This is a genomic window from Streptomyces sp. NPDC085932 (genome assembly GCF_044540525.1).
In the GTDB taxonomy this organism is placed as follows: Bacteria; Actinomycetota; Actinomycetes; order Streptomycetales; family Streptomycetaceae; genus Streptomyces; species Streptomyces levis.
On the sequence record NZ_JBITSJ010000002.1, the window covers coordinates 107,115 to 131,003 of the forward strand.

Annotated in this window: 24 protein-coding genes and 1 tRNA gene; 13 read left to right on the forward strand and 12 right to left on the reverse strand. The window is 72.0% G+C overall.

The genetic code is table 11. The annotated features are described in order from the left end of the window. Positions 1-28 precede the first annotated feature (28 nt). Positions 29-100 (reverse strand) — tRNA-Cys (locus ACIGAQ_RS09650). A gap of 241 nt (positions 101-341) precedes the next feature. Here ACIGAQ_RS09650 and ACIGAQ_RS09655 point away from each other — a divergent pair. The 6 genes from ACIGAQ_RS09655 (at position 342) to ACIGAQ_RS09680 (ending at position 6,505) form a co-directional block, all read left to right on the forward strand. Next, positions 342-1,835: an MFS transporter gene (locus ACIGAQ_RS09655; protein WP_399780893.1), complete on the forward strand. Its 1,494-nt coding sequence runs from the start codon at positions 342-344 to the stop codon at positions 1,833-1,835. A gap of 286 nt (positions 1,836-2,121) precedes the next feature. Continuing rightward, entirely contained in the window at positions 2,122-2,322 is a 201-nt protein-coding gene (locus ACIGAQ_RS09660; RefSeq protein ID WP_311688224.1) for a hypothetical protein, read from the forward strand. After that, the gene (locus ACIGAQ_RS09665; RefSeq protein WP_399780897.1) at positions 2,319-2,714 is read left to right on the forward strand and encodes a type II toxin-antitoxin system death-on-curing family toxin; all 396 of its coding nucleotides are present in this window, start codon (positions 2,319-2,321) and stop codon (positions 2,712-2,714) included. Before ACIGAQ_RS09660 ends, ACIGAQ_RS09665 begins: the two co-directional genes overlap by 4 nt. A gap of 137 nt (positions 2,715-2,851) precedes the next feature. Then, entirely contained in the window at positions 2,852-4,651 is a 1,800-nt protein-coding gene (locus ACIGAQ_RS09670; RefSeq protein WP_311688226.1) for a DEAD/DEAH box helicase, read from the forward strand. Positions 4,652-4,951: 300 nt separating this feature from the next. Then, on the forward strand, positions 4,952-5,593 hold the full coding sequence (locus tag ACIGAQ_RS09675; protein ID WP_311688227.1) for a helix-turn-helix domain-containing protein: 642 nt from the start codon (positions 4,952-4,954) through the stop codon (positions 5,591-5,593). A 120-nt stretch (positions 5,594-5,713) separates the two neighbouring features. Continuing rightward, positions 5,714-6,505 carry a S16 family serine protease gene (locus tag ACIGAQ_RS09680; protein ID WP_362275316.1) on the forward strand — a complete coding sequence of 264 codons (792 nt, stop codon included), beginning with the start codon at positions 5,714-5,716 and terminating at the stop codon, positions 6,503-6,505. Here ACIGAQ_RS09680 and ACIGAQ_RS09685 read toward each other — a convergent pair. The 7 genes from ACIGAQ_RS09685 to ACIGAQ_RS09715 are packed head-to-tail and all read right to left on the reverse strand — an operon-like array spanning position 6,502 to position 11,498. Further along, on the reverse strand, positions 6,502-6,675 hold the full coding sequence (locus ACIGAQ_RS09685) for a hypothetical protein (RefSeq protein WP_362275313.1): 174 nt from the start codon (positions 6,673-6,675) through the stop codon (positions 6,502-6,504). The two genes, ACIGAQ_RS09680 and ACIGAQ_RS09685, sit on opposite strands and share 4 nt — an antisense overlap. Before the next feature lies 1 nt (position 6,676). After that, on the reverse strand, positions 6,677-7,264 hold the full coding sequence (locus ACIGAQ_RS09690; protein WP_399783097.1) for an ArsR/SmtB family transcription factor: 588 nt from the start codon (positions 7,262-7,264) through the stop codon (positions 6,677-6,679). A 52-nt stretch (positions 7,265-7,316) separates the two neighbouring features. Further along, positions 7,317-8,276 (reverse strand): glycine betaine ABC transporter substrate-binding protein, encoded by a 960-nt coding sequence (locus ACIGAQ_RS09695; RefSeq protein WP_399780903.1) that lies wholly within the window; start codon positions 8,274-8,276, stop codon positions 7,317-7,319. Next, entirely contained in the window at positions 8,273-9,115 is an 843-nt protein-coding gene (locus ACIGAQ_RS09700; protein ID WP_362275308.1) for an ABC transporter permease, read from the reverse strand. The genes ACIGAQ_RS09695 and ACIGAQ_RS09700 overlap by 4 nt, the downstream gene beginning before the upstream one ends. Further along, the gene (locus ACIGAQ_RS09705; RefSeq protein WP_311688233.1) at positions 9,112-10,368 is read right to left on the reverse strand and encodes a betaine/proline/choline family ABC transporter ATP-binding protein; all 1,257 of its coding nucleotides are present in this window, start codon (positions 10,366-10,368) and stop codon (positions 9,112-9,114) included. Before ACIGAQ_RS09705 ends, ACIGAQ_RS09700 begins: the two co-directional genes overlap by 4 nt. Then, positions 10,361-11,008, reverse strand: a complete 648-nt coding sequence (locus tag ACIGAQ_RS09710) for an ABC transporter permease (protein ID WP_311688234.1) — start codon at positions 11,006-11,008, stop codon at positions 10,361-10,363. The genes ACIGAQ_RS09705 and ACIGAQ_RS09710 overlap by 8 nt, the downstream gene beginning before the upstream one ends. Before the next feature lie 19 nt (positions 11,009-11,027). Beyond that, complete coding sequence (locus tag ACIGAQ_RS09715) at positions 11,028-11,498, reverse strand: Lrp/AsnC family transcriptional regulator (protein WP_311688235.1); 471 nt, start codon at positions 11,496-11,498, stop codon at positions 11,028-11,030. 123 nt (positions 11,499-11,621) lie between these two features. Between ACIGAQ_RS09715 and hppD the strand changes: the two genes are divergently transcribed. Continuing rightward, positions 11,622-12,767: a 4-hydroxyphenylpyruvate dioxygenase gene (hppD, locus tag ACIGAQ_RS09720; RefSeq protein ID WP_399780908.1), complete on the forward strand. Its 1,146-nt coding sequence runs from the start codon at positions 11,622-11,624 to the stop codon at positions 12,765-12,767. Positions 12,768-12,875: 108 nt separating this feature from the next. Then, positions 12,876-14,282 carry an FAD-binding oxidoreductase gene (locus ACIGAQ_RS09725; protein WP_399780911.1) on the forward strand — a complete coding sequence of 469 codons (1,407 nt, stop codon included), beginning with the start codon at positions 12,876-12,878 and terminating at the stop codon, positions 14,280-14,282. Between the two features lie 8 nt (positions 14,283-14,290). Here ACIGAQ_RS09725 and ACIGAQ_RS09730 read toward each other — a convergent pair whose 3' ends face one another. Next, complete coding sequence (locus ACIGAQ_RS09730) at positions 14,291-14,701, reverse strand: SsgA family sporulation/cell division regulator (protein WP_311688238.1); 411 nt, start codon at positions 14,699-14,701, stop codon at positions 14,291-14,293. 246 nt (positions 14,702-14,947) lie between these two features. On the opposite strand from ACIGAQ_RS09730, the gene ACIGAQ_RS09735 reads away from it, so the two are divergent. Next, entirely contained in the window at positions 14,948-16,993 is a 2,046-nt protein-coding gene (locus tag ACIGAQ_RS09735) for an RDD family protein (RefSeq protein ID WP_399780915.1), read from the forward strand. Between the two features lie 60 nt (positions 16,994-17,053). After that, positions 17,054-17,809 carry an RDD family protein gene (locus ACIGAQ_RS09740; RefSeq protein WP_399780918.1) on the forward strand — a complete coding sequence of 252 codons (756 nt, stop codon included), beginning with the start codon at positions 17,054-17,056 and terminating at the stop codon, positions 17,807-17,809. 45 nt (positions 17,810-17,854) lie between these two features. Here ACIGAQ_RS09740 and ACIGAQ_RS09745 read toward each other — a convergent pair whose 3' ends face one another. Next, the gene (locus ACIGAQ_RS09745; RefSeq protein ID WP_311688274.1) at positions 17,855-18,133 is read right to left on the reverse strand and encodes a hypothetical protein; all 279 of its coding nucleotides are present in this window, start codon (positions 18,131-18,133) and stop codon (positions 17,855-17,857) included. A gap of 404 nt (positions 18,134-18,537) precedes the next feature. Between ACIGAQ_RS09745 and ACIGAQ_RS09750 the strand changes: the two genes are divergently transcribed. Both ACIGAQ_RS09750 and ACIGAQ_RS09755 read left to right on the forward strand, forming a co-directional pair. Further along, positions 18,538-20,886 (forward strand): immune inhibitor A domain-containing protein, encoded by a 2,349-nt coding sequence (locus ACIGAQ_RS09750; RefSeq protein WP_362275294.1) that lies wholly within the window; start codon positions 18,538-18,540, stop codon positions 20,884-20,886. Between the two features lie 122 nt (positions 20,887-21,008). Beyond that, the gene (locus ACIGAQ_RS09755) at positions 21,009-21,353 is read left to right on the forward strand and encodes a hypothetical protein (RefSeq protein ID WP_311688242.1); all 345 of its coding nucleotides are present in this window, start codon (positions 21,009-21,011) and stop codon (positions 21,351-21,353) included. A 27-nt stretch (positions 21,354-21,380) separates the two neighbouring features. Here the strand turns inward: ACIGAQ_RS09755 and ACIGAQ_RS09760 are convergent, their stop codons facing one another. Beyond that, positions 21,381-21,971: an isochorismatase family protein gene (locus tag ACIGAQ_RS09760; RefSeq protein WP_094052240.1), complete on the reverse strand. Its 591-nt coding sequence runs from the start codon at positions 21,969-21,971 to the stop codon at positions 21,381-21,383. Between the two features lie 115 nt (positions 21,972-22,086). Next, positions 22,087-23,433, reverse strand: coding sequence for a nicotinate phosphoribosyltransferase (locus ACIGAQ_RS09765; RefSeq protein ID WP_311688243.1), 1,347 nt, complete (start codon positions 23,431-23,433; stop codon positions 22,087-22,089). A 107-nt stretch (positions 23,434-23,540) separates the two neighbouring features. Here ACIGAQ_RS09765 and clpS point away from each other — a divergent pair, with 107 nt between their 5' ends. Continuing rightward, the gene (clpS, locus tag ACIGAQ_RS09770) at positions 23,541-23,858 is read left to right on the forward strand and encodes an ATP-dependent Clp protease adapter ClpS (protein WP_094052242.1); all 318 of its coding nucleotides are present in this window, start codon (positions 23,541-23,543) and stop codon (positions 23,856-23,858) included. The last annotated feature ends 31 nt before the right edge of the window (positions 23,859-23,889 follow it).

Genomic DNA, 23,889 nt, shown 5'->3' on the forward strand with positions numbered 1-23,889 from the left:
GCTGCGGAGCCCCCTCGTGGGCATGGAGAGGCCGTGGCGGGATTCGAACCCACGTAACTCGCTTTGCAGGCGAGCCCCTGAACCACTCGGGCACACGGCCGGGATTGAGGCGACGGCGTCTGCGGCACACGGCCTTGTTCCGCGGTCGGACTCGAACTCTCGGTGCACCGACCGTACGGTGCTCGGGAAGTCGGGCTCAAGGGTGGCCCGGGGCGTGCAATGCGACTGCCATACGGCGTTCACGAAAGGCGGTGGCGGGGGAGGGCGTACGACCAAGGTCTCGGGTCGGGAGCGTCTTGCGACAGGGGTCAAACCGCCGTGTGGACCTTACGCTGGCGGGCATGCCTGACCACAAGCCGCGTGACGCCGATGTCGTGGGTGCCGCCGTTCCGTCCGTGCCCGGAGAAGAGCACGAGGGTGTCCTGGGGCCGGGGCACCGGGCGCTGAGCATCGGGATCGTCTCCGTCGTGCTGCTCATCGCCTTCGAGGCGACGGCCGTCGGTACGGCGATGCCCGTCGCCGCACGGGAGCTGGACGGCATCTCGCTGTACGCGTTCGCGTTCTCCGGGTACTTCACGACGAGCCTGTTCGGGATGGTGCTCGCCGGGCAGTGGTCGGACCGGCACGGGCCCCTCGCACCGTTGACCTGGGGCATCGCCTCCTTCGGCGCCGGGCTGCTGCTGTCCGGGACCGCCGGTGCGATGTGGGTGTTCATCCTGGGGCGGGCCGTGCAGGGGCTCGGCGGCGGGATGGTGATCGTCGCGCTGTACGTGGTCGTCGGGCGGGCCTATCCGGAGCGGCTGCGGCCGGCGATCATGGCGGCCTTCGCGGCGGCCTGGATCGTGCCGTCGATCGTGGGCCCCCTCGCCGCCGGCACGGTCACCGAGCAGCTCGGGTGGCGCTGGGTGTTCGTGGGGATCCCCGTCCTCGTCCTGCTCCCGCTCGCCTTCGCCCTGCCGCAGATCCGCCGACGCGCGTCCGGACCGGCGGGTGGTCCGGACGCGCCCGGGGCATCGGAGAGCGCGGCCGAGGCCCGCCGCCCCGGGGCCTCCGCCGACCGCCGCCGGATCCGGCTCGCCCTCGCCATTTCCCTCGGCGCCGGTCTCCTCCAGTACGCCGCGCAGGACCTGCGCCCCCTGTCACTCCTGCCGGCGGCGCTCGGCGCGGCCCTGCTCGTGCCCGCCGTGCTCGGGCTGCTGCCGCGCGGCACGTACCGGGCCGCCCGCGGGCTGCCGTCCGTCGTGCTGCTGCGCGGCGTCGCGGCGGGGTCGTTCATCGCCGCGGAGTCGTTCGTGCCGCTGATGCTGGTCACCCAGCGGGGGCTCAGCCCGACCCTGGCCGGGTTCTCGCTCGCCGCGGGCGGGGGGACGTGGGCGCTGGGATCCTGGGTGCAGTCGCGGTCGCGGCTCGAACCGCACCGGGAGCGGCTGACGACCGTCGGCATGCTCCTGGTCGCCGCGGCCATCGCCACGGCGCCGAGCGTGCTCGTCGACTCCGTGCCCGTCTGGACCGTGGCCGCCGCCTGGGGCGTGGGCTGCTTCGGCATGGGGCTCGTCATCTCCTCCACGAGCGTGCTCCTGCTGAAGCTCTCCGCCCCGGAGGAGGCGGGCAGCAACTCCGCCGCCCTGCAGATCTCCGACGGCCTCTCCAACGTCGTCCTGCTGTCCGCCGGCGGCGCCGCCTTCGCGGCCCTGGGCGGCGGCACGGTCTCCCACTCCACCTCCCACGCCTCCGGCTCCCACCCGGCCGCCTTCGCCGCGGTCTTCCTGCCGATGGCGGCGGTGGCCCTGGCGGGAGCCTGGGTGTCGACCCGACTCCGAGAACACCGGCCGTAGCCGGGCCGGTGCGGGACTCCGGCCGTAACCGGACCGGTACGGGAACGCGGGCGGTAGCCGGACCGGTGCGGGAACGTGGGCGGTAGCCGACCCGACTGCGGGACACCAGCGCAGCCGTGCCGACTGCGCAAACACCGGCCGTAGCCCGACCGGTGCGGGGACGCCGCCGTAGCCGAGCCGGCGCGGGGACGCCGGCCGTGGAGTCGGGTCGGCCGGTGGACGGTCGCGGGGCCACGGGCCGGAAATCGGTCGTCGGGGTGCGGGCCCCGGCCGTAGCCTCGGCCCCATGTCCGACATCCTCCTGTCCCTCGGCCCATCCCTGCGGCAGTCCCTCGACGACCTCGCGGACGCGCGCGGCCGCACGCCGGAAGAGGTGGTGCTGGAGGCCCTGCGCGGCCACCTGCGCGAGGAGGGCGGGCGGGTGCGTGCCGTCGCGGAGGGGCTCGCGCGGGACCACGCCGACCTGTTGAGGAGGCTCGGCGAATGACTCGGCGAATGACCCGGCGGACCCGGTACCTGACCGTCGACGAGGTCACCGCCGTCGCCGAGGTCGCTTTCGGCGGGCGGCCCCCCGAGGCGCGCGCCCCGGGGCTGCTCGCCTCCGCCGTGCACCGCCCGCGGGCCCGGATGTTCGGCACGGCCGCCTACGAGGACCTGTACGAGCAGGCGGCCGCCCTGCTGCACGCCGTCGCCGCCAACCACCCCCTGGTGGACGGCAACAAGCGCACCGCCTGGCTGGCCACCGCCACCTTCCTCGCCCTCAACGGCGTCGACCTGGCCGGGGTGGACCGGGACGTGGCGTACACGCTGGTCGTCGACGTGGCGTCCGGGGCGGAGACGGAGGTCGGGAGGATCGCGGGGCGTTTGAGGGAGCTGTGACGTCGGTCCCACCCGCCGGTGACGCGGCCCGGTCCGCGCCGTGACGGGTGGGACGCGCCGGTAGGGTGGCCCGGTTGTCATACGTAGCCGAGCCGTCAGGCTCCCTCGAACGAGCCGCCCGACCCCCAACGGAGACCGTGACTACCACCGCCGGCACCAGCACTGCCTCGCACCACCTCTCCCCGGCGTTCCCCGGGCGCGCCCCCTGGGGCACCGCCAGCAAGCTCCGCGCCTGGCAGCAGGGCGCGATGGAGAAGTACATCCAGGAGCAGCCGCGGGACTTCCTGGCGGTCGCCACCCCCGGCGCCGGCAAGACGACCTTCGCCCTGACGCTGGCCTCCTGGCTGCTGCACCACCACGTCGTGCAGCAGGTGACCGTGGTGGCCCCGACCGAGCACCTGAAGAAGCAGTGGGCCGAGGCCGCCGCGCGGATAGGGATCAAGCTCGACCCGGAGTACAGCGCGGGGCCGCTCGGCCGGGAGTACCACGGGGTCGCCGTGACGTACGCCGGCGTCGGCGTCCGGCCCATGCTGCACCGCAACCGCGTCGAGCAGCGCAAGACCCTCGTCATCCTCGACGAGATCCACCACGCCGGTGACAGCAAGTCCTGGGGCGAGGCCTGCCTGGAGGCGTTCGAGCCGGCGACCCGGCGGCTGGCGCTGACCGGTACGCCCTTCCGGTCCGACACCAACCCCATCCCCTTCGTCACGTACGAGGAGGGCAACGACGGCATCCGGCGCTCCGCCGCCGACTACACCTATGGCTACGGCAACGCCCTCGCCGACAACGTCGTCCGGCCGGTCATCTTCCTCTCCTACAGCGGCAACATGCGCTGGCGCACCAAGGCCGGTGACGAGGTCGCCGCCCGGCTGGGCGAGCCCATGACCAAGGACGCCATCAGCCAGGCCTGGCGGACGGCGCTCGATCCGCGCGGGGAGTGGATGCCGTCCGTGCTGCGCGCGGCCGACCAGCGGCTGACCGAGGTCAGGAAGGCCATCCCGGACGCCGGCGCGCTCGTCATCGCCTCGGACCAGGACTCGGCCCGCGCCTACGCCAAGCTGATCCGGGAGATCACCGGCAGCAAGGCGACCCTCGTGCTGTCCGACGACTCCGGCGCCTCCGAGCGGATCGACGAGTTCAGCAACAACACCGACCGGTGGATGGTCGCGGTGCGGATGGTGTCCGAGGGCGTCGACGTGCCGCGCCTGGCGGTCGGCGTGTACGCCACCACCATCTCCACACCCTTGTTCTTCGCCCAGGCCGTCGGCCGTTTCGTGCGGTCCCGGCGGCGCGGCGAGACCGCCTCCGTGTTCCTGCCGACCGTGCCCGACCTGCTCTCCTTCGCCAACGAGATGGAGCGCGAGCGCGACCACGTCCTCGACAAGCCCAAGAAGGAGGGCGAGGAGGACCCCTACGCCGAGTCCGAGAAGGAGATGGACGAGGCGAACAAGGAGCAGGACGAGGACACCGGCGAGCAGGACATGCTGCCCTTCGAGGCGCTGGAGTCCGACGCCGTCTTCGACCGGGTCATGTACAACGGCGCCGAGTTCGGCATGCAGGCCCACCCCGGCAGCGAGGAGGAGCAGGACTACCTCGGCATCCCGGGACTGCTGGAGCCCGACCAGGTCCAGCTGCTGCTGCAGAAGCGGCAGGCCCGGCAGATCGCGCACAGCCGCAAGAAGCCGGACGAGGAGGCCGACCTGCTCGAACTGCCCGCCGAGCGGCGGCCGGTCGTCTCCCACAAGGAGATGATGGAACTGCGCCGCCAGCTCAACACCATGGTCGGTGCGTACGTCCACCAGAGCGGCAAGCCGCACGGCGTGATCCACACCGAGCTGCGGCGCGTGTGCGGGGGACCGCCCGCGGCCGAGGCGACGGCCGGGCAGCTGCGCCAGCGCATCGCCAAGGTGCAGGAGTGGGCCACCCGCATGAAGTGACGTGCCCGGAGGCCCTCACAACCTGGGGGGCGTGCATACCGCCCCAAACAGAAGCACTACGCCCGGGGCCGTGCCCGGATTCTGGACGGAGCCTTCCGCTCAGCGAACCCCCTTCGCTACTGTCCCGCTACGCACACGCCCCGTGGCAGCGCCGCCGCGGAGCGCAGCCGTGAAGCGACGCGGCCCGGACAGGCCGGGCCGCCGGCCGATCGGCGGCCTCTGAAGCGCGTTGCCGACGGGACTCGGTGACGCATCCGCCGACCAGGGGGCCGCCGACCTCACCACTAAGGAGTGGGCGTCGTGACCGCGGAGACCTCCCAGACGCTCGACCGGGGACTGCGGGTCCTCAAGCTGCTCGCCGACACCGACCACGGACTGACCGTGACCGAGCTCTCGCTCCGCCTGGGGGTGAACCGGACCGTGGTGTACCGGTTGCTCGCCACGCTGGAGCAGCACGCACTCATACGCCGTGACCTGGGCGGACGTGCCCGGGTCGGGCTCGGTGTGCTGCGTCTGGGGCGGCAGGTCCACCCGCTGGTCCGGGAGGCCGCGATGCCGGCGCTGCGGTCGCTGGCCGAGGACATCGGCGCCACCGCGCACCTGACCCTGGTCGACGGGGCGGACGCGCTCGCCGTGGCAGTGGTGGAGCCGACCTGGACGGACTACCACGTCGCCTACCGGGCCGGGTTCCGGCACCCGCTGGACCGGGGCGCCGCCGGCAAGGCCATCCTCGCCGCCCGGCAGCACCCTCGGTCGGACCCGGGCTACACGCTCACCCACGGCGAACTGGAAGCGGGCGCGTGCGGGGCGGCGGCCCCGCTGCTGGGCGTGACGGGCGTCGAGGGCAGCGTGGGCGTGGTGATGCTGGCCGACGTCGTACCGGAACGGGTCGGAGAGCGCGTGGTCGACGCGGCCCGCGAGGTCGCGGAAGCACTGCGCTGAACCGAACCGGCGGCCCGGGCCCGACAGCTCGCTCCTGGGCCGACGGCTCGGGCCGGGTGCGCGCGCGAGCGTGACGACCTGCCCTCGGGAGGTTTCCCCGCCCCGCGTTAGATTGATCCCGTGTTCTCTCGCCTCACGCGCCCCCAGGCCCTCGCCGTCTGCGCCCTGCCCGTCGTGGCCCTGCTCGCCACGGCCGTGTTCGCGCCGCTGCCGTTCTCGGTGGCGCAGCCGGGCGAGACGGCGAACGTGCTCGGCGAGCACAAGGGCGAGCCGGTGATCACCATCTCGGGCGCGCCGACCCGGGACACCCGTGGGCAGCTGCGGATGACGACCATCGTCGCGACCTCGCCGGACACCCGCGTCACCCTGCCCGACGTCGTGGACAGCTGGTTCCGCACCGACGAGGCCGTGATGCCGCGCGACGCGCTGTACCCGCGCGGGGACACGGTCAAGGAGATCGAGCGGCACAACGAGAAGCAGATGAAGGAGTCCCAGGACGCGGCGACCGAGGCCGCGCTCGACTACCTCGGACTCGACGCCGGCGACGTCAAGGTCAGCCTGAGGCTCGCCGACGTGGGCGGACCCAGTGCGGGGCTGCTCTTCTCCCTCGGGATCGTCGACAAGCTCGACGGCGACGGCACGGGCGGTGACCTCACGGGCGGCCGTGTCATCGCGGGTACGGGCACGATCGAGGCGGACGGCACGGTCGGCGCGGTCGGGGGCGTCGCCCTGAAGACGCAGGCCGCGAAGCGGGACGGCGCGACCGTGTTCCTGGTGCCGAAGGCGGAGTGCGCGGACGCGCGCGCCGAGCTGCCGAAGGGCCTGCGGCTGATCCCGGTCACGACGCTCAAGGGCACGGTGAGTTCCCTGCTGGCCCTGCAGACGGGCAAGGGGTCCGTGCCGAGCTGCTAGACGGCGGCGGCGGCCTGCCGGGGCCGGGTGGCGAGCTTCAGCCCGACCTCGACGAGGGTCCAGCCCAGACGCGTCCGCAGGTCGCTGCGGCGCGCCGGCCGGAGACCGGCCTCGGCACGGAGATCGGCGGCACGGGCGTGGTGCAGGGCGAGGTGGATGTCGGGGTGCATCTCAGTCCGTCCTGATCGGGAAGGCGTGGGTGTGGAAGCGGACCTGCTCGGATCCGGGGGTGTCCTCGTCGGACACGCGGTCGCGGTAGCTGTCGAGCAGCGCGTGCATCTTCTCGACGAGTTCCTGGGTCGTCTCGGGTGTCAGGCGCAGCGTCCAGCTGCTCAGGTCCCAGACGCGGGTCCACTCCTCGGGCCATGAGTCGCGGTTGCCCAGCCAGGTCGACACGGCCCGGGTCTGCGCGGTGGCGACCTCGTGCACGTACAGGTCCGCCGCGCCGCGTACGGCCGGGTCCGCGTCGGTGAGCAGCGCGTCGTCGAAGCGGAGGCCCAGCTGGGCCGCCTTCCACCACCGCTCGCGTCCCTTGCCCCGCTCGGGGGCGTCCTCGACGAAGCCGTACTCCGCGAGTTGGCGCAGGTGGTAGCTGGTGGCGCCGCTGGACTCGCCGAGCCTCGCCGCCAGTTGGGAGGCCGTGGCCGGGCCGCCGAAGCGCAGCGCGTCCAGCAACTGGATCCGCAAGGGGTGTGCGAGCCCGCGCAGGGAACGGGCGTCGAGCTGCCTTACTTCTGGTTTCTCTGGTTCCGTCACGATGCAAAGATATCCTTGCAAAGGAACCCTTGCAAGGGTTTCTTTGCAACTCTCCCTAGCCCTCCCTGACGAACCCCTCCGCCACCAGCCAGTCCAGTGCCACCTCGTGCGGGTCCTCCCCGTCCACGTCCACCTTCGCGTTCAGGTCCCGCGCCACGGTGTTGTTCAGCCGCGCCGTCACCGGATCCAGCACGTCCGCGATCGCCGGCCACTCCTTCAGCGTCTTCGCGTTGATCATCGGCGCGGCGTTGTAGTTGGGGAAGAACTTCCGGTCGTCCTCCATCACGACCAGGTTCATCGACTTGATCCGCCCGTCCGTCGTGAACACCTCGCCGTACGGGCAACTCCCCTTCTCCGTCTGCGTGTAGATGATCCCCGTGTCCATCTGCGTGACGTTCCGCGCGGGCAGGTCCATCCCGTACCGCTTCTGCATGCCCGGCAGCCCGTCCGCCCGGTTGGCGAACTCGACCTCCACGCACAGCCGCACGGCATCGGGGTCGGACTTCGCCAGCTTCGCCACGTCCGACATGGTCTTCGTGCCGTACTTCTTCGCGTTCTCCTGGTTCATCGCCAGCGCGTAGGTGTTGTCGAGGGACGACGGCCGCAGCCAGGCCAGCCCGTTCGCCGCGTCCTCCTTCTTCACCGCCTCCCACTGCCGCCGCGGGTCCGTGATCGGCCGGCTGTGCCCGAGGTAGGTGATCCAGGCCGTGCCCGTGTACTCGTACCCGGCGTCCGCGTCGCCCTTGCGCACCGCCTCGCGACTGCCGATGGAACCCTGGATGCCCGTCCGGTCGAGCACCTCCGCCCCGGCCGCCTCCAGCGAGATCCCCATGATCGCGCCCAGGATCAGGCCCTCGGTGAACGACTTCGACGTCACCGTCAGGCTCGCGCCCCGCAGCGGCTCGCCCCGCCCGATCGACCCGGGCCGGACGTCGTCGGCCATGGGGGAGCCGCTGGTCAGACCGCAGCCGGAGGCCGCCACCAGCAGCAGGACCGACCCCAGCCGGCTCCTCATGCCCGCAACCCCCGCGGCCGCAGCAGCAGTTCGGCGAGCGAGGCCAGCCAGTCCACCAGCAGCGCCAGGACGACCGTGAGGACCGACCCCAGCACCAGCACCGGCATCCGCTGGTTGGTGATCCCGGTCGTGATCAGCACGCCGAGGCCGCCGCCCCCGCCGAAGACCGCCAGGGTCGCCGTCCCCACGTTGAGCACGAGGGCCGTGCGCACGCCCGCCAGGATCAGCGGGACGGCCAGGGGGAGTTCGACCCGGGTCAGCACGCCCATCGGGGACATGCCGATGCCGCGGCCCGCCTCCAGCAGGGTCGGGTCGTTCGCCTTCAGGCCCGCGATCGTGTTGGACAGCACCGGCAGGACGGCGTACAGGACCATCCCGATCAGGGCGGCCCTGCGGCCGATGCCCAGCCAGATCACCAGCAGGGCGAGCAGGCCGATCGCCGGGGTCGCCTGGCCCGTGTTGGCGAAGGCCATCGCCACCGGCGTGGCCCGGCGGAACGCCCCGCGGGTCAGCAGGATGCCCAGCGGGATCGCGATGATCAGCACGAAGAACGTGGAGATCGCGGTCAGCTGGATGTGCTGCCACAGCGCCTTGGACACCTGGCCGCCCGACAGGGCGTTGCGGGAGAGCGCGTCCAGGTCGGCCTGCTCGAACCAGAGCCAGGTGGCGAGGCACACGGCGATCAGGCCGACGGGCAGGAAGGTCAGCTTCCGCCAGCCGACCCGGGCGGGCCGGCGCTCCGGCCGGGGCGGTCCCGCACCGGACGCGGAGGACTCGGCGGCGGGCCCGGAGCCCGCACCGGGAGCCCCCGAGGTCTCCTCGGCCGCCGTGGCCCTCACCGCTCTCCTCCGCGGCCCACGCCGGTCACGCCTCCGGCCCCCTCCTGCTCCGCCTGGGTCTGCGCGGCCCGCAGCGACTCCAGCTCGTGCTGGTGCTCCATCGCGTCGAGCCGGTCGGCCTCCAGCATCTCGTGCACGGAGTTCATGAGCGTCTCCATGTCGACGACGCCCGTGTACTCACCGCGCCGCCCGGTCACCGCCACCCGCCCCGCGTTGTCGGTGAGCACCGCCTCCAGCGCGTCGCGCAGGGTCGCGTCCCGGGTGACCGTGTCGTGCACCAGCGTCCCGGCGCGGGCCAGGGAACCCCTGGCCCGCATCAGGTCGCCGCGCCGCAGCCACTTGTAGGGGCGGCCCCGCCGGTCGAGCAGCAGGACCTCGTTGGTGCCGCCGGCCCGCAGCCGGTTGAAGATCTGCTGCAGCGGGTCGTCGACCGTCACGGTCGGATAGTCGGTGATCTCCACGTCCCGTACGCGGGTCAGGTTCAGCCGCTTCAGCGCCGCCCCGGCGCCCACGAAGCCGGAGACGAAGTCGTCCGCCGGGTTGGTCAGGATCGCCTCGGGCGTGTCGAACTGGGCGATGTGCGAGCGCTCGCGCAGCACGGCGATGCGGTCGCCGAGCTTGATCGCCTCGTCGAAGTCGTGGGTGACGAAGACGATCGTCTTGCGCAGCTCGTGCTGCAGCCGGATCAGCTCGTCCTGGAGATGGTCCCGGGTGATCGGGTCCACCGCCCCGAACGGCTCGTCCATCAGCAGCACCGGGGGATCGGCCGCCAGCGCCCGGGCCACGCCCACGCGCTGCTGCTGACCACCGGAGAGCTGGCGCGGATAACGGCCGTGGAACTCGCCGGGATCCAGGCCGACCAAGTCGAGCAGCTCCTCGGTCCGCTCCCTGATCCGGGCCTTGGGCCAGCCGATCATCTTCGGGACCAGACCGATGTTCTGGGCGACCGTCATGTGCGGGAACAGCCCGGCGGACTGGATCGCGTAGCCGACCTTGCGCCGCAGCCCGACCGGGTCGATGTCGGTGACGTCCTCGCCGCCCATGCGGATCCGGCCGCCGGACGGCTCGATCAGCCGGTTGATCATCCGCAGCGTGGTCGACTTCCCGCAGCCCGAGGGGCCGACGAGGATGACGACCTCGCCCGCCTTGATCTCCATGCTCACGTTGTCCACGGCCGGCTGCGCGCTGCCGGGGAACCGCTTGGTCAGGTTCTCCAGCTCGATGGAGGCACCGTGGTCACCGGTCTCAGGCACGGATCCCCCTGGGAATGGTCAGCCGCCCGATCAGGACGTACGCGGCGTCGAAGAGGAGCGCGAGGACGATGATGCCGAGCGTGCCGGCGAGGACCTGGTTGAGCGCGTTGGCGCTGCCCAGCGAGGCGAGCCCGCGGAAGATGACGTTGCCCAGGCCCGGTCCCGAGGCGTACGCGGCGATGGCGGCGATGCCCATCAGCATCTGCGTGGCGACCCGGATGCCGGTCAGGATCGGCGGCCAGGCCAGCGGCAGCTCGATCCGCAGCAGCCGGGCCGGACGGGACATGCCGATGCCGGTGGCCGCGTCCACCAGGGACGGGTCGACCTGGCGCAGCCCCACGATCGCGTTGCGGACCACCGGCAGCAGCCCGTACAGCGTCAGCGCGATCACCGTGGGCGCCACGCCCAGGCCCACGACCGGGATCAGCAGACCGATCAGGGCGAGCGCGGGCACGGTCAGGACGGTGGCGGTGGTCGTGGTCGCGAGGTTCCCGGCCCACTCGCTGCGGTAGGTGGCGACGCCGATCAGCACCCCGAGCAGCGTCGCGACGACCATGCACTGGAAGACGGCGCTGGCGTGCTGGTAGGCGTCCGTGAGCAGCTGCTGGTGCCGGTTGACCAGGTACTCCCAGAAGTTCACACGCGCTCACCCCTGTACGTCAGGTCTCCTCCGCGGCCTGCTCCACGAGCGGGATGATCCGCAGCGGAACGGGGTTCTCCATGACGATCGCCGTGGAGGCCCGGACGATGCCATCAAAACCGACGACCCGGTCGATCACACGTTGGAGATCGGCGTTGGACCGCGCCACCAGCCGGCACAGCATGTCCCCCGTGCCGGTCGTGGTGTGCAGCTCCAGCACCTCCGGCACACCGGCCAAGTGGGCGCGCACGTCGGCGCCTTGCCCCTGCCGGATCTGCAGCGTGGCGAACGCCGTGACCGGGTAGCCGAGCGCCGCCGGATCCACCTCGGGGCCGAATCCGCGGATGACTCCGTTCGACTGAAGCCGGTCCAGCCGGGCCTGCACGGTGCCCCGGGCCACGCCCAGCCGACGGGACATCTCCAGCACCCCGATCCGCGGCTCCCGCGCGAGCAGCAGGATGATCCGGCCGTCCAGCTGATCGATCGCCACAGCAGCCTCCCGAGGTGGTCATCCTGTACAGAAAGGCCGGTTGATCGGCCGTATTGCTGAACAGATTGCCCAGCAGAAACGCAAACTATTGCGCACCTTGCCGGGCAGGGAGACCCTGCGGCTATGACGCAGACCACACACCACACTCCCGACACCGCCCGGCAGGCCGACCCCTTCCCGGTCAAGGGAATGGACGCGGTCGTCTTCGCCGTGGGCAACGCCAAGCAGGCGGCGCACTACTACTCCACCGCCTTCGGCATGAAGCTGGTCGCCTACTCCGGACCGGAGAACGGCAGCCGCGAGACCGCGAGCTACGTGCTGGAGAACGGCTCCGCCCGGTTCGTCCTCACCTCGGTCGTCAAGCCCACCACCGACTGGGGCCACTTCCTCGCCCGGCACGTGGCCGAGCACGGCGACGGCGTCGTCGACCTCGCCATCGAGGTGCCGGACGCGCGCGCCGCGTACGCCTACGCCCTGGAGCACGGCGCCCGCTCGGTCGCCGAGCCGTACGAGACGAAGGACGAGCACGGCACGGTCGTGCTGGCCGCGATCGCCACCTACGGCGAGACCCGCCACACCCTCGTCGAGCGCTCCGGCTACGACGGCCCGTACCTGCCGGGCTACATCGCGGCCAAGCCGATCGTCGAGCCGCCCGCCCAGCGCACCTTCCAGGCGATCGACCACTGCGTCGGCAACGTCGAGCTCGGCCGCATGAACGAGTGGGTCGGCTTCTACAACAAGGTCATGGGCTTCACGAACATGAAGGAGTTCGTGGGCGACGACATCGCCACCGAGTACAGCGCCCTGATGTCCAAGGTCGTCGCCGACGGCACGCTCAAGGTCAAGTTCCCGATCAACGAGCCGGCCGTCGCCAAGAAGAAGTCCCAGATCGACGAGTACCTGGAGTTCTACGGCGGCGCGGGCGTGCAGCACATCGCGCTCAACACCAACGACATCGTGCAGACGGTCCGCACGATGCGCGCGGCCGGCGTGGAGTTCCTCAACACGCCCGACTCCTACTACGACACGCTCGGCGAGTGGGTCGGCGAGACGCGCGTGCCGATCGACACCCTGCGCGAGCTGAAGATCCTCGCCGACCGCGACGAGGACGGCTACCTGCTGCAGATCTTCACCAAGCCGGTCCAGGACCGCCCGACGGTCTTCTTCGAGATCATCGAGCGCCACGGCTCCATGGGCTTCGGCAAGGGCAACTTCAAGGCCCTGTTCGAGGCGATCGAGCGCGAGCAGGCCCGCCGCGGCAACCTGTAGCCCGACCGCGCGTTCCGGGCGTGCGGGTGCCACGGAGCACCCGCGCGCCCCGGACAGGCGAAGGCGGCCGCCGACGGGGTTCACACCGATGGCCCCGGGTGCGAACCTGTGATCATGAGCCGTATCGAAGCGCCTCGCGACGACCGGACCGGCAACCTCGTCGACCTGCTGCTCGGCGGCCTGCCCGCCGACGCGGTGCTCACCGACCCCGACATCACGGCCTCCTACGCCCACGACATGGCCAGCTTCTGCCCGGCCGGCACCCCCGCCGTCGTCGTGCTGCCCCGGACGACCGAACAGGTCCAGCACGTGATGCGCACGGCCACCGCCCTGCGCGTCCCGGTCGTCCCGCAGGGCGCCCGCACCGGCCTGTCCGGCGCCGCCAACGCCTCCGACGGCTGCATCGTGCTCTCCCTGACGAAGATGGACCGGATCCTGGAGATCAACCCGGTCGACCGCATCGCCGTCGTCGAGCCCGGCGTGGTCAACGCCGCCCTGTCCCGGGCCGTCGGCGAACACGGCCTGTACTACCCGCCGGACCCCTCCAGCTGGGAGATGTGCACCATCGGCGGCAACATCGGCACGGCCTCCGGCGGCCTGTGCTGCGTGAAGTACGGCGTCACCGCCGAGTACGTCCTCGGCCTGGACGTGGTGCTCGCCGACGGACGGCTCATGTCCACCGGCCGCCGCACCGCCAAGGGCGTCGCCGGCTACGACCTGACCCGGCTGTTCGTCGGCTCCGAGGGCTCGCTCGGCATCGTCGTCCGGGCCGTGCTCGGGCTGCGGCCCAAGCCGCCCCAGCAGCTCGTCCTGGCCGCCGAGTTCGCCTCCGCGGCCGCCGCCTGCGACGCCGTGTGCCGCGTCATGGAGGGCGGCCACGTGCCGTCACTCCTCGAACTCATGGACCGGACCACGGTCAAGGCCGTCAACGACCTGGCACAGATGGGCCTGCCCGAGACCACCGAGGCCCTGCTCCTGGCCGCCTTCGACACCACCGCCCCGGCCGCCGACCTCGCCGCCGTCGGCGCGCTGTGCGAGGCCGCCGGCGCCACCCAGGTCGTCCCCGCCGACGACGCCGCCGAGTCCGAACTGCTCCTCCAGGCACGCCGGCTGTCCCTCACCGCGCTGGAGGCGGTCAAGGGCGTCACGATGATCGACGACGTGTGCGTGCCGCGGTCCCGGCTCGCCGAGATGCTCGACGGCGTCGACCGGATCGCCGAGAAGTACCGGCTCACCATCGGCGTCGTCGCCCACGCGGGCGACGGCAACACCCATCCGACGGTCTGCTTCGACCCGGCCGACCCGGACGAGTCCCGCCGCGCCCGCGAGTCCTTCGACGAGATCATGGCTCTCGGCCTGGAACTCGGCGGCACCATCACCGGCGAACACGGCGTCGGCGTCCTCAAGAAGGAGTGGCTGGCACGCGAGATCGGCCCCGTCGGGATGGAGATGCAGCGGGCCGTGAAGCAGGCCTTCGACCCGCTGGGCATCCTCAACCCGGGCAAACTGTTCTGACACCGCCGTCACTGGGCGAGCAACTGGTCCAGCTCGTCGTCGAGCCCCAGCTGTTCGCCCTCCGTCCCCGGCGGCACCACCCGCAGGGTGCGTTCCAGCCAGGCCGACACCAGCGCCGCCGGGGCCTCCAGCAGGGCGTCCCCGTCGGGCGAACTCAGCGCCATCAGCACCACGCTGCGCCCCTCCGTCTTCGTCGGCCACACCCGCACGTCGCCCTGCCCGCACGGCCGGAACACGCCCTCCACGAGCAGGTCCCGCGCGAACGTCCAGTACACCGGGTGCGCGCAGTCGACATGAAAGGTGACGTGGACGGCGTACGGGTCGTCGGTGACGTACCCGAGCCGGGCCGGCACCGGGATCCTGCGCTCCGGCGACAGGACGAGTTTCAGCTCCAGGTCCCGCTCCACCACGGTCCGCATGACGGTCTTCCCTTCTTCTGACGGCTGCCCGTGAGGGCCGGTCAGGGGAAGAGAACGGGCGGGGACGGCGGCATTACGCGCCTTGCCGGAAGTTTTTTCGCAGGGGGACGCCGCGGAGCGGCGGCCGTGCGTAGCACATCGGTGCTCGAAAGGGGCGGGTCCGGTGGGAGCGGCGGTGGGGCTTGCCCTCGTCTGATAGATGTGGAGGCCCCCATTTGGCCCCCGAGCAGATACGGGACGACGGACATGAGCGCCCCAACCCCGGCCCCCGGTGACGACAGGCCCCGCGAAGGGTATTACCCGGACCCGTCCATTCCTGGATATGTCCGGTACTGGAACGGTGTCTCCTGGGTGCCGGGCACCAGCCGTCCGGCGCCCGGGGACGGCGAGTCGCTCGCGCCGCCGCCCGGTGCGGGAGCGGCGCCCGCCGCCTCGGTCGAGGAGACCGGCCCGCACTTCTTCGACGAGGACCCGGTCGACGAGCCCGCTCCCGCCGACGCCCAGCACGGCAGCCGCCCCGAACCGGCCTCCGCCTGGGGCGCGGACCGCTCGCGCCAGTCCGGTTTCGGCGGCGACCAGGACCGCCGCGTGTCGTGGGGCGCGCCGCAGGGGGCGCAGGCCGCGGCGGCTCAGCAGACGGGTGCCGCCCGGGCCGGGGACCGGCAGGGTGCCGACCCCAGGGTGGCGCCCGCCGACCGCGGGCCGGCCGGCGACTCCCCGCGCACCGACGGCACGGCGTCGATCGCGCCGGCGGACCGGGAGGCGAACGCGGCGGCTTCCGGCAGCACGTTCGTCTTCCGCCGCCCGTCCGGCACGTCCGGGGGAGGGGCCGCCGCCGAGACCCCGGACGAGGGCACGATGACGTTCCGCGCGGTACCGCCGCGCACGGGCGGACCCCAGAGCGGGCCCCAGGGTGGCCACCAAGGAGGCGGCCCCCGGAGCGGCCACTCCTCGGTGCCGCCGCGCCCGGGCGGGCCCGAAAGCGGGCTCCAGAGCGTCCCTCAGGGCGGCCCCCGGAGCGGCCCGCAGGGCGGTGCGAAGCCGGGCGGAACCGGTCCGGGCGCGCAGGGCGGCGCGCCGGGCACGGGCGGCAGCGCCGGGGCACAGGGCCCCGGTGCGGCGGGTGCCGCGGGTGCGCCGGGCACCGCCGGTTCTCAGGGTTCTTCGACGGCCCGGGGCCCCGCCGGTGCTTCCGGCCCGGCCGGTTCCCCGGGCTCGGGACCGGGCGGGGGCACGGCCGGGCCAGGCTTCGGTCCGGCCGGTTCCGCCGACGGCGGCCCGGCCCAGGCGGCCTTCGGCGGCCCGGCCGCGTCGGGCAGCGCTTCCGCGGGGTCCGGCTTCGGCGGTCAGACGGCTCCCGCCGCATCGGGCGGCGGCTCCGGCTTCGGGGCGCCCGCCGGTGTGGCGCAGGCTCCGGCCGGGCCCGCCTTCAGCGCACAGGGCGCTTCGGCCGGTTCCGCCGACGGCGGGAACCGGCCCGGCTTCGCGGCCGGCAAGGCCGCCGCCGCCCGGGCCGCCGCCGCGCAGGCGTCCGCCGGGCCGGTCGGCGCCCAGGCCTCCGCGGCCGGTTCGTCGGCGCTGTCCGGACCCCAGGCGGCGCCCACCGTTCCCCCGCAGCCCGGCGGCCCGCAGTCCGGCCCCGCCGCCTCCGCGGCCACCCCCCTCAGCCCCGGACCCGGCGGCGGCCAGTCCTCCTGGGCGCAGCAGGTGCACCGGCTCGCCGGAGCCGGCGGGGGCGAGGAGCACCCGGTGGCGCCCTGGAAGCCGCCGGTCGAGGACGTGTTCCAGGCGGCCGCCCGGCGTCAGGCCTCGGCCCGCCCCGCCGGGCTCGGCAAGCGGCTGGTCGCCCGGCTCGTGGACAGCGTCGTCCTCCTGGGCCTGACCGCCGCTGCCGCCGTCCCGCTCGGCATCAAGGCCGTCGACCACGTCAACGAGAAGATCGACGCGGCCAGGCTCTCCGGAGAGACCGTCACGGTGTGGCTGCTCGACGGCACCACCTCGGTCTACCTCGGCATCATCGTGGCCGTGCTGCTGCTCGCCGGGTTCCTGAGCGAGGTGCTCCCCACCGCCAAGTGGGGTCGCACCCTGGGCAAGCGGCTGATGGGCCTGGACGTGCGGGACATCGAGGGCCACGACACCCCGGAGCTCGGTGCGGCGCTGCGCCGCTGGCTGGTCTACAGCGTGCCCGGCCTCCTCGTCGTCGGGGTCGTCGGTGTCGCCTGGTGCCTCTTCGACAAGCCGTGGCGCCAGTGCTGGCACGACAAGGCCGCGCACACGTTCGTCGCGGGCTGAGCTCCCCCGGACGGACGCCTGCCGGATGCGGAGCCGGGGGGTTCGCGGTCGACTCGGGCCATGAGCAGTGAACCGCCCCCCGGCTCCGGTCAGCAGCCCCCGGAAGACGACCCGTTCCGGAAGCGGCCCCCGGGCGAGCAGCCCGGCGAGGGCGCGGGCTCCCCGTACGGCAACGACCCCCCGCCGTACCCGGGGAGCGGCCCGGGCGGTGCGGGCGGCCCCGCAGGCCCGGGCGGCCCGGGCGGCTTCGGCGGCCCACCCGGTGGCGGCCCCTACGGTGGAGGCCCGTACGGCGGCCCACCCGGTGGTGGTCCCTACGGCGGTGACCCCTACGGCGGAGGATCGGCCCCCTCCGACCCGCTCGCCGGCATGCCCCCGCTCGCCGACAGCGGCAAGCGCACGCTCGCCCGCATCATCGACATGATCCTGGTGGGTGTCGTCGTCTGGCTGCTCACGTGGGGCTTCGGCGTCAACGAGTACGACGTCGACAGCGACCGCATCGAAGTCGGCAAGTCCTTCTGGCAGTCGGCGGTCGCCGCCGTCCTCTACATCGCCTACGACACCGTCCTCACGGCCCGGACCGGCCAGACCCTCGGCAAGCGGCTGCTGCACCTGCGCGTGGCCAACCTGGACAACGGCGCGACGCCCTCCGTGCAGACGGCGCTGGCGCGCGCGGCCGTGCTGTGGATCCCGTTCGCCTTCTGCTGCGCCTGCGTCTGGACGGCGATCTCCGGCGGCTGGAGCTTCTTCGACCGCCCCTACAAGCAGGGCCTGCACGACAAGGCGGCCAAAACGGTCGTGGTCAGCACCGATTGAGGCAGGGCGGGGCCGACCGCCGCAAAGGAAGCGACCGGGCGGCGGTCAGGAAGCCGCCCGCTCCCGCACCGGCTCCGGGGCCGACGCGGCGACCGGGGTCCGTACCGGCTCCGGGGGCGCGGGCTGCTCCACCGCGGCGGGACGCCTGCCGGGCAGCGGCACCGTCATGGCGACCAGGAGCCCGAGGGCGAGCGCCGCGACGGCGATGAGCGCGATCCCCGGGCCCGAACTCGTCTGCGACAGCAGCAGCATGGCGAGGGTCGAGAGGATCACGGTGCACGAACCGTAGGCGAGCTGTGCGGCAGTCGGACGGGGCATGGCCATCATGTCCTCGAAAGTGGGGGTCCACGGGGGCGTCGGCCTGGCATTCCGCCGGCTTCCGGGCGTTCCGCCAAGCGACTCTAACCGGCAGGCTGCCCGACCGGAACGAGCGGTAAGCGTGACCTAATCAACAAGGGCGGTGCACAGGGGGCGCACGGATTCATGGCGTCCACGGAGTGGACATATGCACGCGCCCGCCCACCGATGGGACAACCGTTTGGTTGTCCGTAAAACGAACCGCGACTCCGCATAGTGCACTTGACTTGTCCAAGTCAAGGTCTGTCTTTTCTTCTAAACCTCTAGTCAAATGTCGTCACTTGACTACACGCGTTGATCACGCGCGCGCGGACCGCACCTGACCAGGGACCCCTTCCTTCCGCGCGCACGGACGCTGGGGAGGAACTCAAGTGACCAGTAGACCCTGGACGTTCAGAGCGGCCGCCATCGGTGTGGCGCTCGCGGCGGCCACAGCCACCGCCTCTACCTACGCGGTGGCCGACGACACCTCCGCCCCCCGGTCCACCACCGTGGACCGGCACGACCCGGCGGACCGTCACCACGACGAGCACGACCTCGAAGGCCCCCTGAGCAAGACCCAGGAGGCCCAGCGCCAGGAGGCCCTGGAGCAGGTCATATCCGGCGAGACCAAGGTCAAGAACCGCGAGGGCTCGAAGGTCGTCCAGCTCAAGAGCAAGAAGGGCGACAGCAAGTACGTCGAGCTCGGCCGCGAGAAGACCGACAAGATCTTCACGATCCTGGTCGAGTTCGGCGACAAGACCGACCCGCGCTACGGCGGCACGGCGGGCCCGCTGCACAACCAGATACCCAAGCCGGACCGCAAGAAGGACAACTCCACCGCCTGGCGGGCCGACTACGACCGGGACTACTTCCAGGACCTGTACTTCGGTTCCGGCAAGGGCGTCGACTCGGTCAAGACCTACTACGAGAAGCAGTCCTCGGGCCGCTACTCGGTCGAGGGCGAGGTCTCCGACTGGGTCAAGGTCCCCTACAACGAGGCCCGTTACGGCAACAACGCCTGCGGCCAGACCAACTGCTCCAGCGTGTGGAACGTCGTCAGCGACGGCCTGGACGCCTGGGTCTCCCAGCAGAAGGCAGCGGGGAGGACCGACGCCCAGATCAAGGCGGACGTCGCGCGCTTCGACGAGTGGGACCGCTACGACTTCGACGGCGACGGCGACTTCAACGAGCCCGACGGCTACATCGACCACTTCCAGATCGTGCACGCGGGCGAGGACGAGTCCGCGGGCGGCGGCGCCCAGGGCACCGACGCGATCTGGGCGCACCGCTGGTACGCCTTCGGCACCGACGCCGGCGCCACCGGCCCCGAGAACAACAAGCTCGGCGGTGCGAAGATCGGCGACACCGGCATCTGGGTCGGCGACTACACCGTCCAGCCGGAGAACGGCGGACTGGGCGTCTACGCCCACGAGTACGGCCATGACCTCGGTCTGCCCGACCACTACGACACCGCGGGCGGCGAGAACTCCACCGGTTTCTGGACGCTGATGTCGTCCGGCTCCTGGCTGGGCACCGGCAAGAACGAGATCGGTGACCTGCCCGGCGACATGACCGCCTGGGACAAGCTGCAGCTGGGCTGGCTGAACTTCGACAAGGCCAAGGCCGGCGTCGACTCGTGGCACAAGCTGGGTGTGGCGGAGTACAACACCAAGCACAAGCAGGCGCTGGTCGTCGACCTGCCCAAGAAGGCGGTCACCACCGAGATCGTCACCCCCGCCGAGGGCAAGACCCAGTGGTGGAGCGGCAGCGGTGACAACCTCAAGAACACGCTGACGCGTTCGGTCGACCTCACCGGCAAGGCGAAGGCCCAGCTGACCCTCGACGGCTGGTACGACATCGAGGCCGAGTACGACTACCTCTACACCGAGGTCTCGACCGACGGCGGCGCCAACTGGACCGCCCTCGACGGCACGGTGGACGGCCAGCCGATCCCGCGCGACGGCAGCGACAAGCCGGCCCTCACCGGCACGGTCGACGGCTACAAGAAGCTCGCCTTCTCGCTGGACGCCTACGCCGGCAAGAAGATCGACCTGCGCTTCCGCTACCAGACCGACGGCGGCGTGGCCCAGAAGGGCTTCGCGGCCGACGCGATCACGGTGACCGCCGACGGCGCGCCCGTCTTCACGGACAACGCCGAGACCGCGGACGAGGCGTGGAAGGCCACCGGCTTCTCCCGCATCGGTGCGTCCTTCACCAAGGACTACGCGCAGTACTACATCGCCGAGAACCGGCAGTACGTGTCGTACGACAAGACCCTGAAGGTCGGCCCGTACAACTTCGGCTTCACCGAGCGCCCGGACTGGGTCGAGCACTACGCGTACCAGAACGGTCTGCTGATCTGGAAGTGGGACACCTCCCAGGCGGACAACAACACCAGCCAGCACAAGGGCACCGGTCTGGTCCTCCCGATCGACTCGCACCCGACCGCGCTGAAGTGGGCCGACGGCACGCTGATGCGCAACCGCATCCAGGCCTACGACTCGCCGTTCAGCCTCTACCGCACCGACGGCATGACGCTGCACAAGGCGGACGTGGCGAAGTACATCCCGGGCTCGAAGGGCGTCTCGGTCTTCAACGACCGGACGAACGACTACTACGACGAGTCGAACCCGACGGCGGGTGTCAAGATCACTGACACCAACACGAAGATCAAGATCCTCAAGGAGGCCAAGGACGGCTCGACGATCGAGCTGGAGGTCGGCCCCGCGGGTAGGTAATCCGCATCCTTGCAGGTCAGAACATGATCGGCGGTGACCCACTGGCGGGTCACCGCCGATCCGTGTTTAGGTGCGTCCTGTGGCTCTCTTATTGACACCGACCGACACGGGGGGATGACCGCATGGCCGCAGGAGGCTTCTGCAAGCTGCCGAACGGCACGGTGGTGGTGGCACTGAACCTGCCCAGCCCCGCCGCCGACGGCCCCGGCGCCGTCCGCGTGCTCGTCCACTCCGCCAACCGGGCGCGGGCCCTGACCAGGCTCCGCAACCTCGGTCTGCGGGCGGTGTACCTGCGCGGCAACGCCGCCCCGCCGACCCCCGACGAGATCACGGCGGTCCTGCACCACCCCGACGGCCTGATATGGCGCACGGCCCCCGACAACGGTGTCGCGGGCAGCCCGGACCTGGTCCAGGAGCTGTGGCGGCCGATCAGGTCCCTGCTGCGGCGCCCCACGGCCCAGACCTGACCCGCGGGCCCGGGCAGGCCCTCGGGGCTACTGGACGACGGGCTTGCCGGTGAGCTCCACGCCCGCTTCCCGCAGCTCCTCCAGGGCCCGCTCGGTGGTCTCGGCGGCCACCCCGGCGGTGAGGTCGAGCAGGACGTGGGTGCGGAAGCCCTCCTTCGCGGCGTCCAGGGCCGTGGCCCGGACGCAGTGGTCCGTGGCGATGCCGACCACGTCCACCTCGGTGACGTCGCGGGAGCGCAGCCACTCGGCGAGCGTGGTGCCGTTCTCGTCGGTCCCCTCGAAGCCGCTGTACGCCGCCGCGTACGCCCCCTTGTCGAACACCGCGTCGATCGACCCGGAGGCGACGGCCGGCGCGAAGTTCGGGTGGAAGCCGACGCCCTCGGTGCCGGCGACGCAGTGCGCGGGCCAGGAGCGGACGTAGTCGGGGTTGGTGGAGAAGTGGCCGCCGGGCGCGATGTGGTGGTCGCGGGTGGCCACCACGTGCTGGTAGCCGGAGCCGGCCGCCTGCCCGATCAGCTCGGTGACGGCGGCGGCCACGTCGGCCCCGCCGGCCACGGCGAGGCTGCCCCCCTCGCAGAAGTCGTTCTGCACGTCTACGACGATCAAGGCGCGGCGCATGGTCGGTGTCCTTCGGCTATGGGGTCGGCGAGCCCGGCCGGTGCACTGCCGAGCCTACGAACGAGGGAGCGGGGTCGGGAGGGGGCGCGGGTCGGCGCATCACGGCACACCGCAATTAGCTACCCGAGCCCTCGTGCACGTACTCCGTCGGAATGACGGGCTCCCCGCGGGAGAGCTGGGTGGCCGACATCGGGAGCCCCGCGCGCGCCTTCGCGTGCCGGTCGCGCGCCGCGTCCAGCGGTTCGCGCGCCACCACCTCACCACCCTTGACCAGCTCCACCAGCAGCTGCCGGTCCGCGAGCGCGGCCGGCACCCGCCCGGTGCCGATCACCTCGGCCTCGGCCACCCCGTAGGAGTCCAGCCGTCGCGCGGCCCACTTGCGCCCGCCCACCGACGTCTTGCCGCCGCTGGACTTCTTCGCCACCGGCACCAGCGGCGCCTTCGGGTCGGACGACTCGGCCCGCGCGACCAGCTTGTAGACCATCGAGGACGTGGGGTGGCCGGAGCCGGTCACCAGCTGCGTGCCGACGCCGTAGGCGTCCACGGGCGCCGCCGCCAGCGAGGCGATGGCGTACTCGTCCAGGTCGGAGGTGACCACGATCTTCGTGTCGGTCGCGCCCAGCTCGTCCAGCTGCTGGCGCACCCGGTGCGCGACCAGCAGCAGGTCGCCGGAGTCGATCCGGACGGCCCCGAGCCCGGTGCCGGCGACCTCGACGGCCGTGCGGACCGCCTCGGCGACGTCGTAGGTGTCCACCAGCAGCGTGGTGCCCCGGCCCAGCGTCTCCACCTGGGCCCGGAAGGCGTCGCGCTCGCTGTCGTGCAGCAGTGTGAAGGCGTGCGCGGAGGTGCCGACGGTGGGGATGCCGTAGCGGAAGCCGGCCGCCAGGTCGGAGGTGGTGGAGAAGCCGCCGACGTACGCGGCCCGGGAGGCCGCCACCGCGGCCAGCTCGTGCGTGCGCCGGGCGCCCATCTCGATCAGGGGCCGGTCGCCCGCGGCGGCCGACATCCGCGAGGCGGCCGCCGCGATCGCCGAGTCGTGGTTGAGGATCGACAGGATCACCGTCTCCAGCAGCACGCACTCGGCGAAGGTGCCCTCCACCCGCATGATCGGCGAGCCCGGGAAGTACACCTCGCCCTCGGGGTAGCCCCAGATGTCCCCGCTGAACCGGTAGCCGGCGAGCCATTCGAGGGTCTGCTCGTCGACGATCTCGCGCTCGCGCAGGAAGCCCAGGACGCCCGGGTCGAAGCGGAAGTTCTCCACCGCGTCCAGCACCCGTCCGGTGCCCGCCACGACGCCGTAGCGGCGCCCGTTCGGCAGCCTGCGGGTGAAGACCTCGAACACGCTCCGCCGCTCGGCCGTACCCGCCGTCAGGGCGGCCCGCAGCATCGTCAGCTCGTACTGGTCCGTGAAGAGCGCCGTCGAGGGAACATCCACCGGCAGCCCAAGGTCCGCTGTGTTCATGAGGAGGAGCGTACCCCCATTTCGTCAATCTGACGATTGCAGTCCCGGGGGACGCGATCGCCTTACGGCCAGGCCCGTTTGTGCGACTACCCCCGTCGGGTGGCAGCATGGGCCATGTGACGTCACCCGCGCCCCTGGAGATCGAACGCACCGAGTCGGCGGAGGAGGTCTTCGCCGTACCCGAGCCGGACGTCCCCTGGGTCACCATCGTGCACAACGACCCGGTCAACCTCATGAGCTACGTGACGTACGTCTTCCAGACGTACTTCGGCTACTCCAAGGACAAGGCCACCAAGCTCATGCTCGACGTCCACCACAAGGGCCGGGCGGTCGTCTCCAGCGGCACCCGCGAGGAGATGGAACGCGACGTGCAGGCCATGCACGGCTACGGCCTGTGGGCCACCCTCCAGCAGGACCGCAAGTAGCCAGCACCCCGCCCAGCAGCGAAAAGGCGTT

Coding starts and splice junctions, on each gene's coding strand:
- ACIGAQ_RS09655 (WP_399780893.1), top strand. CDS start 342: ATGCCTGACCACAAGCCGCGTGACGCCGATGTCGTGGGTGCCGCCGTT.
- ACIGAQ_RS09660 (WP_311688224.1), top strand. CDS start 2,122: ATGTCCGACATCCTCCTGTCCCTCGGCCCATCCCTGCGGCAGTCCCTC.
- ACIGAQ_RS09665 (WP_399780897.1), top strand. CDS start 2,319: ATGACTCGGCGAATGACCCGGCGGACCCGGTACCTGACCGTCGACGAG.
- ACIGAQ_RS09685 (WP_362275313.1), bottom strand. CDS start 6,675: ATGCACCCCGACATCCACCTCGCCCTGCACCACGCCCGTGCCGCCGAT.
- ACIGAQ_RS09695 (WP_399780903.1), bottom strand. CDS start 8,276: ATGAGGAGCCGGCTGGGGTCGGTCCTGCTGCTGGTGGCGGCCTCCGGC.
- hppD (WP_399780908.1), top strand. CDS start 11,622: ATGACGCAGACCACACACCACACTCCCGACACCGCCCGGCAGGCCGAC.
- ACIGAQ_RS09730 (WP_311688238.1), bottom strand. CDS start 14,701: ATGCGGACCGTGGTGGAGCGGGACCTGGAGCTGAAACTCGTCCTGTCG.
- ACIGAQ_RS09735 (WP_399780915.1), top strand. CDS start 14,948: ATGAGCGCCCCAACCCCGGCCCCCGGTGACGACAGGCCCCGCGAAGGG.
- ACIGAQ_RS09740 (WP_399780918.1), top strand. CDS start 17,054: ATGAGCAGTGAACCGCCCCCCGGCTCCGGTCAGCAGCCCCCGGAAGAC.
- ACIGAQ_RS09745 (WP_311688274.1), bottom strand. CDS start 18,133: ATGGCCATGCCCCGTCCGACTGCCGCACAGCTCGCCTACGGTTCGTGC.
- ACIGAQ_RS09755 (WP_311688242.1), top strand. CDS start 21,009: ATGGCCGCAGGAGGCTTCTGCAAGCTGCCGAACGGCACGGTGGTGGTG.
- ACIGAQ_RS09760 (WP_094052240.1), bottom strand. CDS start 21,971: ATGCGCCGCGCCTTGATCGTCGTAGACGTGCAGAACGACTTCTGCGAG.
- ACIGAQ_RS09765 (WP_311688243.1), bottom strand. CDS start 23,433: ATGAACACAGCGGACCTTGGGCTGCCGGTGGATGTTCCCTCGACGGCG.
- clpS (WP_094052242.1), top strand. CDS start 23,541: ATGGGCCATGTGACGTCACCCGCGCCCCTGGAGATCGAACGCACCGAG.